Here is a 12,971-nt window from a genome sequence, read left to right as displayed (position 1 = left end):
CTGAATATTTTGCAAAGATTACTTAAAATTTTTAGGAATATTGCAAACTGGTATAGGAATCATTTTGTGCTTATTGCTATTATTAAACCTTTTGTAGATTTTAAAAACGGCCAATTCTCGATCTGTGAAATCTGCCTCTGTTTTACCCGCTTCATCCATTTGCATGGCCCATTCCAGTTCAGGGTAAGAAGCTCCAATTTGGTCTTCATCACTTCGGGCATCACCGAATAAACCATCACTAGGTGCCGCTTTCATAATAGATTCTGGTACTTTTAAATAATCTCCTAATTGGTATACTTCAGATTTTAGTAAGTCTGCAATAGGGCTAAGGTCTACCCCGCCATCGCCATATTTGGTATAAAAACCAACTCCAAAATCTTCAACTTTATTGCCTGTTCCGGCTACCAATAACTTATAAAGTCCTGCGTAGTAGTATAATGTAGTCATTCGTAAACGCGCTCGGGTGTTAGCCAAAGCCATATCTACGATACTTTGGTCACCATCAAGAAAGACTTCTGTCTTGAATTCTTCAAAAACGGGAGTTAAGTCAGCACGGGTATCACTCACATTATCGAATCTTTCTTTCAACTGGGCTATATGTTCATGAGCACGGCTAACGTGACTTTCTGCTTGATGTATTGGCATTTCAACAACTAAAACGTTCATTCCGGTTTTAGCGCACAAAGTGGATGTAACGGCAGAATCTATACCACCAGAAACTCCAACAACAAAACCATTAACTCCAGCATTAGCAGCATAGTCTTTTAACCAATTAACTATGTAATCCGCAACTTTTTCTGTCTGCATATTAAAATGAAATTAATTCTAAGAAATAGTACCTTTGCAAACAAAAATACGCCATACACTCAATTAATAAAAATTTATGCCGTTAAGTTTTACATGAAGAAACTAATCTTACTATTTGGAGCTATTTTATTGATGATTTCTTGTAAAAAGGAAGATCAATTAGTAAGCGAAATAGCTAAAATAAACTTAGACGTACAGGTTGAACGATTTGATAAATTATTTGCTGAAACCAATGCAAGTAAGTTATCCGATTTAAAGAGAGCCTACCCGTTTATGTTCTCAGAAAAGTTTAAGGACTCTTTTTGGTTGGCCAAGGTGAATGATACGCTACAGAAACAGCTTTTTAGCGAGGTCAGCAAGGTGTTTCCAGATTTTAATGCTACAGAAGCCGAAATAGAGTCTTTATTCAATCATATTAAGTATTATTTCGAAACTTTTAATCCGCCAAGAATTATCACTACAACTAGCGACGTGGATTACAGGAATAAAGTCATTGTAACAGATACCATTGCTATTATAGCATTGGATAACTATTTAGGAAGTGAGCATGAGTTTTATGGGAATATCCCCAATTTTATAAAAGCCGATTTTAAGAAAGAACAAGTGGTTGTTGATTTAGCCACAGAATATGCCAAGAAATACTTATATCAATCTCAAAATAAAACACTCTTGGATGAGATGATTTACTATGGTAAGCAACTCTATTTTAAAGATATGGTAGTTCCTTTTAAAAGTGAAGCTCAACGGATTGCCTATTCGGAAAAGGAACTAGAGTGGGCCAAAATCAATGAAAATGAAATTTGGCGTTATCTAGTGGAGCATGAATTACTGTTTAGTACAGATTCTAAGTTACCTGTGCGATTTATAAACCCTGCACCTTTCACAAAATTTTATATTGAAGGTATTGATGCCGATTCTCCCGGGAGATTGGGGCAGTTTATTGGTTGGCAAATGGTAAGAGCCTACATGGAGCAAAATAATGTGTCTCTAAAGGAAATGCTAGTAAAAAGTACAGAAGATATTTTTAACAATACAAAATACAAACCAAAACGATAATGGCAAAAGTACATACCTCAAAGATTGAATTAAATGTTGAACTAGATGAAAACAGAGTGCCTGAGAAATTAACTTGGTCTGCACAAGATGGGGGAGTTTCTAATGAAGAGGCTAAGGCCATGATGCTTAGTGTTTGGGATTCTAAAGCGCAGGAGTCTTTACGTATCGATTTATGGACAAAAGATATGCCTGTGGATGAAATGAAAGTGTTTTTTCATCAAACCTTAGTGTCTATGAGTGATACTTTTAAAAGGGCTACTCAAGATGAAAAAATGACTGCCACTATGAAAGATTTTTGTGATTATTTTGCGGAAAAGTTAGAGCTTAATAAGTAGTAAAGGTCTTAGAGTTCTTTTTCCATTATTACAAATTCAATACCACCTTTAACATAGGTTTGGTTGGTTTCTTTCAATCCAAATTTATGGTATAGATTTGTTTTGTTAACTCTGGCATTGCACCATATTTTTTTGTACCCTTTTTTTTGTGAATAATCAATAATGTGGTTAAGTAATCTAGAACCGTAGCCCTTGTCTTGATATTCCTCTAAAGTTGCGAACTTTCTAAATTGGACTTCATCATTTTTTATAAAAAGAGATACAATAGATACAAGTTTATTATTTTCGAATACCCCAAAATGCTTGGCAAGATTATCATCAATAATTTTAACATAATCTTTCGGCATATTAGGCCACATAACTTTGTGCCGGATATCTAATACATCCTCGGTTGTTATGGTTTTAATTTCCATCATTATTGGTATCTTTAATTAGGTGGTCTAAATACAGAATACCATTTAGGTGGTCTATTTCGTGTTGGAATATAACTGATGTAAAGCCTTCTACTGTTTCAGTTTTATGTTCAGCATCGATAGTATCGTACTCAAATTTAATAGTGAGGGACCTGCTGTTTAGAGTGTCTGATCTGTTTGGTATTGATAAACAGCCTTCTCTTACTGTTTGCTTTTGGTCTGAATATTCAACGATTTTTGGGTTTAGATAAACTTCAAAGGGAAAGTTTTCTTTGTCGAAGCGTTGTACCCAGATAATATTTTTCAAAACGCCAACTTGAGGCGCTGCAATACCAACTCCTAAAGACATGCTGTCTCTTACGGTAGCATAAAGCCGCTTTATAAATTGTTGTTGAAGTTTATCTTCAGGATTTGGTTTTATATAGCTGCTTTTGGTTCTGAGTAGGATTGAATCTTGTGCATTGGTGATTTTATACACACGCATGGGCGTTAAAGAATCTGCAGCAAGAATGAGTTCTAACTCAGTTTTAGAGAAGTTTTTTGTACTGGAACACCCTAGGGTTAATATTAAACCAAAGGCCAAAAGAAATATTTTTTTCATGATAATTAAATAATTCTGGGATTTACCACTCGTTTATCCTATTGGAATCTAACTTAATGAAAATAAATATTAAGATTGTAAACGCCCAGAGACCTGATCCACCATAGCTAAACATTGGTAGTGGAATACCTATGGTTGGTATTAAGCCCATTACCATACCAATATTTATTAGAAAATGAATGAATATTATGGAAGCCACACCATAACCATAAACCCGACTAAATTGAGATTTCTGTAATTCAGCTAAGTGGAGTATTCTAAGTAATAATAGAACAAATAATATTACTACAAACGAAGCACCTAAAAAGCCCCATTCTTCACCAACAGTACTAAAAATATAATCTGTATGTTGTTCTGGAACAAACTTGCCAGAAGTTCTTGTACCTTCCATAAACCCTCTTCCTGCAAAGCCCCCAGAACTAATAGCCTTTTCAGATTCATTTAAGTTATAGGCAAAGGTTTTTTTCATAGCTTGTAGTTTAGCAGGGTCTTTTTCTAAACGTAACCATAAGCTAATTCTGTCTTGTTGATGTTCTTTTAAAATACTTCCGTAAAAGAATTTTACTCCAAAACACAATCCAGTACTAATTAAAATGATTAAAAGTGTTTGCGTTAAAGGGTGTTTCTTTTTATTCAAAAAGTATAGTGTGATACTTATAACTCCTACAATTATTGCGATTATTATAGCTCCAAATTTCAATGCTAATATTGAAACCAAAACAACAAAAAGTGCGATGTATAGATATATTTTAGGTAGACCTTCTCTATATAAAACAAAGAAAAAAGCACCGTAAACAATGGTGCTTCCTGTGTCATTTTGGAGTAAAACCAATATGGCCGGAATAACAATGATTATAAATGCCTTAATTTGATCTTGTAAATTATTAATGTTGGTATTTAGATCACTAATGTGTTTGGCGACAGCCAATGCCGTTGCTGCTTTGGCAAACTCACTAGGTTGTAATGTAAAGTTTCCAATAGCATACCATGAAGTAGCACCATTTACGTTTTTGCCAAAAGCAAAAAGTCCAACTAGCGATAGCATGGATACTATGTAGATAATACTAGAGAATCGTTCGTAAAATTTGGAGTCAATGGCTAGAATTAACACAATAAGAACGACGGTTAAAACAATGAAAACGGTTTGTTTGCCGTAGGGTTGCGTTAAATCGAAATAATTTAAAGTCTCACCCGTATGTGAAGCCGATAGAATGTTTAACCAGCCAAAACACACAAGCAAAAAGAAAAGGATAATGGTTATCCAGTCAAATTTAAAATATCGAGTTCTGTTAGAGTTCATTTATTGTTCTCTTAGTGTCTTTTTAGACTCGTATTCCTCTACGGTCATCATTCTGGATTTAGCATTTATTTCAAAAGGTTCTCCAAGGAAAGGTTTATCGTATTCGTGTTCTAGCGTATAGGTTAAAACCCAGTTTTCAATATCTTTTCGTGTTATTGAACCATTAATATATTTTTCAATCATTAAAGTAGCAATTCTACCAGCAAACCTCGCACCGTAGTAACCGTTTTCAACAAGTATAGCAAGCGCAATTTTAGGATTGTCTTTTGGTGCGAAGGCTACGAATATGGAATGGTCTGTTAATTGTTTTCTTTCACCATCAATTTTCGTAAAATTTTCTGCTGTTCCAGTTTTTCCACAGATTTCAATCCCAGGAGCATTTAAAAACCAGGCGGTTCCATGAGGTCCGTAAACATCATGAAGGCCTTCAATTACTGGTTCAAAATGTTTTTTATCAATGGTTGTTTTGTGTTTAAATGTGTATTTAGAAGGGATAGTGTCGTTTTCTATGTGCTTTATAATATGTGGTGTGTAGTAGTAACCCCTGTTGGCAATTGCGGCCATCATATTGGCTAATTGAATAGGCGTAACTAAAACCTCTCCTTGGCCAATGGAGTTTGAGATTATCGTAGTTGCACCCCAACGAAAATCTGGATACCACTTGTTGTAATAGGCGCCATCTGGGATGTTGCCTTTTTTTCCAATGGAAAGATCATAACCTAAATAATTCCCAAGCCCAAAACTTTTAATGTGCTTACTCCACACGTCCATGCCTTCCACGGCATTATCATATTTGTCAATAGTTTTTCTAAAGGCATTAGCAAAATAGGAGTTACAAGATTTGGAAATCCCGTTATTGAGCACTCGGGTACCTGCACCACAATGGCAGCCCATTGGGCGACTTCCTCCGTAATAATAAGCTCCAGTACATCTTACCGAAGTGCGTTCATCTATTGCGCCTTCTTGCAATGCAGCAAGTGCAATAAGGGTTTTAAAAGGCGATCCCGGTTCGTGCATTCTTAAAAGACCTTTGTCTATAAGTGGCAGATGAATGGAATCGTTGTGGAGTTTTGTGTAGTTTTTTGATCGTTTTCGGCCTACTAGCAGATTGGGATTGTATGATGGTGCCGAAACTAGACTTAATATTTCCCCAGTTTTGGGTTCTATAGCTACAATACCACCTACTTTATTTTGCATTAAAAACTCTCCATATTCTTGAAGTTCGGCATCTATGGTTATGGTAATATCTTTGCCAGGTACTGGTAAAGTGTCAAATTTTCCATTTTTGTAGGAACCAATATTTTTATTAAAACGATCACGTTGGTAGCGTTTTACGCCTTTAACACCTCGAAGTTCTTTTTCATAAGATTTCTCGATACCTTGTTTGCCAATAATGTCTCCACTAAGGTAATAGCCGTCTTTTTTTATTTCACCTTGATTAACCTCGGCAATATATCCTAAAACGTTGGCGCCAACTTCTCTTTGGTAGTGTCTTAAAGAACGTTTTTGAATATAAAACCCCTTGAACTTTCGCATTTTTTCTTGAAGAAAAGCGAAATCTTCCTTAGAAAGGTGAGAAAGAAAAACAGAAGATAGCCATGGCGAATAATTTTTGGCGCGTTTTAGCCTTTTGTTATATTGAAGAGTATCAATTTTTAATAAATCGCAGAACTCTACAATGTTAAAACTGTCAATATCTTTGGGGATAACCATGACATCATAAGAGGGTTGGTTGGAAACCAACAATTTTCCGTTTCTATCGTATACAAAACCACGTTTAGGATAGTCGTAAACAGATCTTATGGCATTGTCATCAAATAAATCGTTGCCACCAGAGGAATAAATCTGGAGATAAAAAAGTCTAGAAACAAATAAAACCCCAACAAGAATTACGGTGCCAAAAAGTAAAAGCTGTCTCATTTTCTTCTATTGAAAATAATGGAAATTATCACACACAATAAAATAGTAAATATACCAGAGAATAACGTTTTTTTGAGGATTAAAATTACTTTGGAAGGATTAAAAACTTCTAAAGAGAATAAAACGACATGATGAACCAAAGTTAATAGAGCGATATAGGTTATTGTTTGTCCTAGATTTATCGAATCGAATTTAACACTTTGGTGTTCATACATGGTTCCGAAGGCAGACTTTAATAGCACAGGTCTAGCATAGGCAATACATACACTAGCTGCGGCATGAATGCCACCTGAATCTAAGAACATATCAATTGTTAAGCCCAGAAAAAAGCTCAAAAATATAAGTAATAATCTGTCTTTTCCAACAGGGAAGAATGCTATAAATAAAATATAAACATAGGGGTTTATGTACCCTAAAAAATCAATATTGTTAAATATTGAAATTTGAACCAAAGCCAATAGAATAAAACGAATTATATTTCCGGTGATAGAACTATTCATTTATAAGGTTGTTTATTTCAGCTCTATGTCTATTTTCTATGATGTAAACATGCTCAAGATTAGTCATATCGTTAAACAGGTTTACATTAATCTCGTAAAAGTTTTCGGCGGCATCATTTTTATAACTCTCAATAGTACCAATGGGTATACCCTTGGGGAAAATCGAGGATTGTCCTGAGGTAACAATAGTATCACCTTGTTTTACAGGGGCGTTAATTGGAATGTCAATTAACTGAATAAGTTCTGGGTTATTCCCATCCCATTTTAAAGAACCAAAGTGTGAGGTTTGTTTTAATCCTGCGCTAATACTGCTGTTAGACATGTTTAAAATTGAAATAACGGTGGCGTATCTAGCACTGGATTTATCGATAATCCCAACAATTCCTTTTGAAGTAATAACACCAAAATCTTCCTGAATACTGTCATTTTTACCCTTATTGATCAAAAGTATGTTATCTGTTTTTGAGTAACTGTTTTTTATGATTTTGGCATTAGAAAACCGGAAGGATTCATTGAAAAAATGAGTGCGTTTTATAATAGAGTCTATATTTGACTCCGATTCCAGATGGTTGTTATGCAGTAATTCTCTGAGTGTATTGTTTTCTTCTGCCAGAATTTCGTTTTGAGACTTTAAACTGAAATATTCACTAATGTTATTTATTGAGCTGTAAATACCACCACTAAAAAAATTGGCAGAGTTTATGAATTTACTTTTATGGTAGGAGTGTGATTGTATCGTAAATACAACAGAAACAGAAAATAACAAGAAGAACAACAGAAAGTTTTTATTCCGAAGTATAAAATTTATAATCTGCTGCATGCTTAGTAGGTATTCCTAATTTTATTTTATCAATACACTTTTGTATTTCGGTAAGTTTTTAAGTGTAATACCAGTACCTCTAACTACGGCACGTAAGGGGTCTTCTGCGATATAAACCGGTAAATCTGTTTTTTGAGATAAACGCTTATCCAGGCCTCTCAACATAGATCCACCTCCTGCTAAATAAATTCCTGTATTGTAAATGTCTGCGGCAAGTTCTGGAGGAGTTTGCGACAAGGTTTCCATTACGGCATCTTCAATACGTAATATAGATTTATCTAGAGCCTTGGCAATCTCACGATACGAAATAGAAACCTGTTTTGGTTTTCCTGTAAGTAAATCACGACCTTGAACGCTCATATCTTCAGGAGGTAATTCCAAATCTTCGGTTGCTGCCCCAATCTGAATTTTTATTTTTTCAGCAGTACGCTCTCCAACATAAAGGTTGTGTTGTGTACGCATGTAATAAACAATGTCGCTGGTAAATACATCACCTGCAATTTTTACCGATTTGTCACAAACAATTCCGCCTAATGCTATTACAGCAATTTCAGTTGTACCACCACCTATATCCACAACCATGTTTCCTTTAGGTTGCATAATATCTACGCCAATACCAATAGCGGCTGCCATAGGTTCGTGAATTAGGTATACTTCCTTACCATTAACACGCTCAGCACTTTCTTTTACTGCACGCATTTCCACTTCGGTAATTCCCGAAGGAATACAGATAACCATTCTCAAGGCAGGAGTGAAAAACTTCTTTTTTAGTGCCGGTATGTTTTTAATAAACATACTGATCATTTGCTCAGAAGCATCAAAATCAGCAATAACCCCGTCTTTTAGGGGTCTTATGGTCTTTATGTTCTCATGGGTCTTACCTTGCATTAAGTTTGCTTCTTGGCCAACAGCGATAATTTTCCCCGAAATCCGGTCTCTTGCCACGATAGAGGGTGCATCGACAACAACTTTGTCGTTGTGGATAATTAAAGTGTTTGCAGTACCTAAGTCAATTGCAATTTCTTCGGTTAAGAAATCAAAAAAGCCCATGTGATTTGTGTGGTTTTATTGGTTTAGAAATGAAATCTTGTAAATGTAATAAAACTTAGTATAATTACGTGCTTAACGAGTGTCTAAAATGTTATTAATTTTAGGCGCTCCAATGTTATACGTTTTTAATCGATTTTTAGATTTAAGTATCGCCTTTTAGTGCTTAAAATGACGTGTCCCCGTCATCACCATAGCGACATTATTTTCGTTACAATAATCGATACTTAACTGGTCTTTAATAGAACCGCCAGGCTGAATTACAGAGGTAATCCCAGCATTTTTAGCAATCTCTACACAATCTGGGAATGGGAAAAAAGCATCACTTGCCATAGCAGCACCATTTAAATCGAAATTGAAAGAGTTTGCTTTATGGATGGCTTGTTGTAAGGCATCTACGCGGCTTGTTTGTCCTGTTCCGCTAGCACATAATTGTTTGTTTTTTGCCAAAACAATGGTATTGGATTTTGTATGCTTGCAAATTTTAGAAGCAAACAAGAGGTCTTCTATTTGAGCCTCTGTTGGCGCTATATTAGTAACGCTTTTTAAGTCTTCGGCTTTGTCTGTAATATTGTTTCTGTCCTGAAGTAAAATACCGTTTAAACATGTTCTAACGTTCATGGCAGGCATCTCTACATCATGAATTTCCAGTAGGATTCTATTTTTCTTCCCTTTTAATAATTCTAACGCATCTGCTGCAAAAGATGGCGCAATAACCACTTCGCAGAATAGTTTGTGTATCTCTTCAGCAGTGGCTAGATCAATCTCGGTATTACTTATTAAAACACCGCCAAATGCAGAAACAGGGTCACCCGCTAAAGCATCAACATAAGCCTGTTTTATGGTGTCTCTTTGTGCTAAGCCACATGCGTTATTGTGCTTTAAAATAGCGAAAGTAGGAGCATCGTTTTTAAACTCTAACATTAAATTTACTGCGGCATCAATATCTAATAGGTTGTTGTAGCTAAGTTCTTTACCGTGGAGTTTTGTAAACAATTCATCGAAATCTCCAAAAAAGAAACCTCTTTGGTGTGGGTTTTCACCATATCGTAGAACTTTTCCTTTGGTTTCGCTTATTTTTAAAACAGTTTCTTCTTTATCAGTATTAAAATAATTGAAGATGGCTGAATCGTAATGAGAGGATACATTAAACGATTTAGTAGCAAAACGTTTTCTGTCTTCTTCGGAAAGTGTACCGTTCTTCTCCGTAATTAATTCTAAAAATTCAGCATAATCATCAACTGAAGATACACAGATAACATCGGCATAATTTTTTGCTGCAGCTCTAATCAACGAAATACCACCGATATCTATTTTTTCAATTATATCTTGATTGCTAGCGCCTGAAGCCACGGTTTTTTCAAAAGGATACAAATCCACAATAACTACGTCAATTTGAGGGATTTCAAATTCGGCTAACTCTGCAACATCAGAATCGTTGTTTTGTCTATTTAAAATACCGCCAAATACTTTTGGGTGAAGTGTTTTTACACGTCCGCCAAGAATAGAAGGATAAGACGTCACATCTTCTACAGGAACTACATTAATACCCAAATCGTTAATGAATTTTTCAGTACCACCAGTCGAGTAGATGGTAACGCCTTGCTCATCTAATTTTTTTACAATTGGTTCTAAACCGTCTTTGCTGAATACTGAAATTAGGGCCGATTTGATAGTTTTTTCGTTGCTCATTCCTGTTTAATTATGAATACTCATTGTTGTGAAAATGAGTATTTAAGGTTATTTTTAAGTTAAAAATTGATGTGTTTTGTATTAAAGTGCAAAAGTAGTTATTTAAAGCAGAAAAACGATTTTATTTAGGTAAAAAAACAATGACTTTTCAACGATGGGAAAGAGTTGTTAACAGGTGAAATCAAATTCCAAAATGGAGTTAAAAATATATTTGGGGTTTGGATTTTTAAAAATTGCAGAACCCTTCCGTCACTTCGTGACACCTTCCCTTGTGAAGGGAAGGAAGTTTTTTTGTCATCAATTCTCCTATTTATTAAGGAGGGGTGGATTCTGATTTTGTAACTCAGAATTCGAGGAGGTCAAATCAAGAAATCATTTCAGAGACCTTTTTACAAACAAACTCAAGAAAACGTTCGTCTTCTTCCGTAAAAGGGTCAGGTGTGTTGGAGTCTATATCGATCTGACCAATGTTTTCACCATTTACAAAAATTGGGATTACAATTTCAGCTTTCACAGTAATACTACAGGCGATATAATTATCTTGAGCATTAACATCTGGAACTACAAAATTTTTATTGCTAACAGCAACCTGTCCGCAAATCCCTTTTCCAAAGGGAATAATCGTATGGTCAGTAGGTTCGCCAACATAAGGGCCTAGTTTTAGTTCTTCTTTATCGCCGTTTCTAAAGTAAAAACCAACCCAATTATAATAGTCTATATGTTGCTCCAATAACTCACAAATGCTGAGTAGTCGTTGGTCTGTAGAGAAGTTTTTTTTAGCAATTATATATGATACTTCGGGTTTTAACTGTTCAAAATTCATATTCAAAATTTATGCAAAAGTACATGAATTATTTCGTTTGAAAGTTCATGTAAACGAAATGAAATAATTGTATGGATTAACAAAGTGGTTACTGAAAAGAGGCTAAGATTTGTGATTTATTGCATGCAAAAATTTAGTTTTTTACTAAAGAAAAGTATTTAAAAAAGATGTACTTTCGGAATTCAGATTTGTAATTCAAAACCTTGAGAGCACTATTCGTTAAATACAAAGCGGTTGTAAAATTTATTATTACTTTTTTGTTGGTATACATTGTTTTGTCCTTCTTGTACAGCTTGTTTTTAGATTTATCTGATGGCTCAAAATTTTACCCAGACTACATTACTAATCTAGTAGCAAAGCAAACAGAGGCTTTGATTGAAACTTTTGGGTATCATGTTGAAATGATTCCGCATGCAAACGAACCATCAATCAAAATTGTGTTAAACGGAAATTATTTGGGTAGGGTTGTAGAAGGCTGTAATGCTTTTAGTGTGATTATTTTGTTTGTTTCTTTTGTAATTGCTTTTTCAGGGAAGTTTAAGGCAACGATTTTATTCATGCTCTGTGGAAGTGTACTCCTGTATTCTGTAAATCTAATTAGGATTGCGCTGTTGTCTATAGGTTTATTTCATTATCCCCAACATGAGCATGTGTTGCATACAATTGTGTTTCCTGCAATAATTTACGGCATGATGTTTTTATTGTGGTTTTACTGGGTGAATAGGTTCTCTAAAAGTAGTAGGCATGAATAAACTGCTTAAATACATATTATTGTTTGTTCTTGTTGGATTGCTTATTCTAATTAGAGCTTTTGAAGAACAGCTGTTTTACGACCCTTATTTGGTTTTCTTTCAGAATGATTATTTGTATTTAGACAGTCCGAGACGTGAAGTGGCCAAACTAATTGGTTTTACCACATTACGGTACTTTTTAAACACTATAATTTCATTGGGGATTATTTATATGGTTTTTAGGAATAAAAGTGTTATTAAGTTTGCTAGTGTCATATATGTCATAGCATTTGTAATACTTCTTATTGTCTATATGTATTTTGTGATTAACCCAAAACAGGAGGACTATTATATGTTTTTTAATGTTCGAAGATTTTTAATTCAACCCATAATACTTATCCTGTTATTGCCGGCGTTCTATTACCATAAGATTAAAAAATGATATGTTAATCATTTAATAAAAAGGCGAATGGAATTTAAAGGTTTTGTACTTTTGTGTAGTGGTTAAACAGTTTACATATAAATCTTTTTCTGTGTTATTGGCATTGCTAGTGCTGTTTTCAACAGTGTCTGTAACTTTTGAAAAACACTTTTGTGGAGATGTTTTGGTTGATGTTGCAGTTTTTACTGGAGCGGATAATTGCGGGATGGATGAATCGGAAATCACAAACACTGAATTTGCCAAAAAATCCTGTTGTAAAGACGAAATTGATGTTGTTGAAGGCCAAGACGAACTGCTAAAATCGTTCAATGATTTTAATATTGAACAACAACATTTTATAATATCACTAGTCTATTCTTATTTAAATCCTTTTGAAGGGGCTCCAAAAAAAATAGTTCCTCACAAAGATTATTCACCGCCTAATTTGGTCAGGAACATTCTTGTTTTAGACCAAGTCTTCTTGATTTGATTTAATAGTCATTTT

Annotated in this window: 15 protein-coding genes; 5 read left to right on the top strand and 10 right to left on the bottom strand. The window is 34.6% G+C overall.

Translation table 11 applies throughout. The annotated features are described in order from the left end of the window. Window positions 1-18 precede the first annotated feature (18 nt). Entirely contained in the window at window positions 19-807 is a 789-nt protein-coding gene (gene nadE / locus M0214_RS03490) for an NAD(+) synthase (protein ID WP_248724082.1), read from the bottom strand. A 6-nt stretch (window positions 808-813) separates the two neighbouring features. Here nadE and gldB point away from each other — a divergent pair, with 6 nt between their 5' ends. Both gldB and gldC read left to right on the top strand, forming a co-directional pair. Continuing rightward, window positions 814-1,863: a gliding motility lipoprotein GldB gene (gldB, locus tag M0214_RS03485; protein ID WP_248724081.1), complete on the top strand. Its 1,050-nt coding sequence runs from the start codon at window positions 814-816 to the stop codon at window positions 1,861-1,863. Further along, window positions 1,863-2,198 (top strand): gliding motility protein GldC, encoded by a 336-nt coding sequence (gldC, locus tag M0214_RS03480; protein ID WP_248724080.1) that lies wholly within the window; start codon window positions 1,863-1,865, stop codon window positions 2,196-2,198. Before gldB ends, gldC begins: the two co-directional genes overlap by 1 nt. A gap of 8 nt (window positions 2,199-2,206) precedes the next feature. On the opposite strand, the gene M0214_RS03475 is transcribed toward gldC, so the two are convergent. The 9 genes from M0214_RS03475 to M0214_RS03435 all read right to left on the bottom strand — a co-directional run bounded on the left by M0214_RS03475 (window position 2,207) and on the right by M0214_RS03435 (window position 11,314). Continuing rightward, the gene (locus M0214_RS03475) at window positions 2,207-2,614 is read right to left on the bottom strand and encodes a GNAT family N-acetyltransferase (protein ID WP_371873531.1); all 408 of its coding nucleotides are present in this window, start codon (window positions 2,612-2,614) and stop codon (window positions 2,207-2,209) included. Next, entirely contained in the window at window positions 2,601-3,212 is a 612-nt protein-coding gene (gene def, locus M0214_RS03470; RefSeq protein ID WP_248724079.1) for a peptide deformylase, read from the bottom strand. Before def ends, M0214_RS03475 begins: the two co-directional genes overlap by 14 nt. Window positions 3,213-3,234: 22 nt before the next feature. Next, complete coding sequence (rodA, locus tag M0214_RS03465) at window positions 3,235-4,512, bottom strand: rod shape-determining protein RodA (protein WP_248724078.1); 1,278 nt, start codon at window positions 4,510-4,512, stop codon at window positions 3,235-3,237. Then, window positions 4,513-6,432: a penicillin-binding protein 2 gene (mrdA, locus tag M0214_RS03460; RefSeq protein ID WP_248724077.1), complete on the bottom strand. Its 1,920-nt coding sequence runs from the start codon at window positions 6,430-6,432 to the stop codon at window positions 4,513-4,515. After that, entirely contained in the window at window positions 6,429-6,932 is a 504-nt protein-coding gene (gene mreD, locus M0214_RS03455; protein ID WP_248724076.1) for a rod shape-determining protein MreD, read from the bottom strand. Before mreD ends, mrdA begins: the two co-directional genes overlap by 4 nt. After that, window positions 6,925-7,752, bottom strand: coding sequence for a rod shape-determining protein MreC (gene mreC, locus M0214_RS03450; protein ID WP_248724075.1), 828 nt, complete (start codon window positions 7,750-7,752; stop codon window positions 6,925-6,927). Before mreC ends, mreD begins: the two co-directional genes overlap by 8 nt. Window positions 7,753-7,773: 21 nt before the next feature. Further along, window positions 7,774-8,802, bottom strand: a complete 1,029-nt coding sequence (locus M0214_RS03445; protein WP_248724074.1) for a rod shape-determining protein — start codon at window positions 8,800-8,802, stop codon at window positions 7,774-7,776. A gap of 156 nt (window positions 8,803-8,958) precedes the next feature. Continuing rightward, entirely contained in the window at window positions 8,959-10,491 is a 1,533-nt protein-coding gene (purH, locus tag M0214_RS03440; protein WP_248724073.1) for a bifunctional phosphoribosylaminoimidazolecarboxamide formyltransferase/IMP cyclohydrolase, read from the bottom strand. A 364-nt stretch (window positions 10,492-10,855) separates the two neighbouring features. Continuing rightward, on the bottom strand, window positions 10,856-11,314 hold the full coding sequence (locus tag M0214_RS03435; RefSeq protein ID WP_248724072.1) for a GAF domain-containing protein: 459 nt from the start codon (window positions 11,312-11,314) through the stop codon (window positions 10,856-10,858). A gap of 203 nt (window positions 11,315-11,517) precedes the next feature. On the opposite strand from M0214_RS03435, the gene xrtF reads away from it, so the two are divergent. The 3 genes from xrtF to M0214_RS03420 all read left to right on the top strand — a co-directional run bounded on the left by xrtF (window position 11,518) and on the right by M0214_RS03420 (window position 12,956). Then, window positions 11,518-12,066 (top strand): exosortase family protein XrtF, encoded by a 549-nt coding sequence (gene xrtF, locus M0214_RS03430; RefSeq protein WP_248724071.1) that lies wholly within the window; start codon window positions 11,518-11,520, stop codon window positions 12,064-12,066. Then, a complete protein-coding gene (locus M0214_RS03425) occupies window positions 12,059-12,487 on the top strand; it encodes an exosortase F system-associated protein (protein ID WP_248724070.1) in 429 nt (142 codons plus the stop codon). Before xrtF ends, M0214_RS03425 begins: the two co-directional genes overlap by 8 nt. 124 nt (window positions 12,488-12,611) lie before the next feature. Continuing rightward, on the top strand, window positions 12,612-12,956 hold the full coding sequence (locus tag M0214_RS03420; protein ID WP_248724069.1) for a hypothetical protein: 345 nt from the start codon (window positions 12,612-12,614) through the stop codon (window positions 12,954-12,956). Window positions 12,957-12,971 lie beyond the last annotated feature (15 nt).

It is taken from the genome of Seonamhaeicola sp. ML3, from assembly GCF_023273855.1.
In the GTDB taxonomy this organism is placed as follows: Bacteria; Bacteroidota; Bacteroidia; order Flavobacteriales; family Flavobacteriaceae; genus Seonamhaeicola.
Note: the sequence above shows the minus strand (reverse complement) of the source record. Positions and strands in the feature narration are given on the sequence as shown.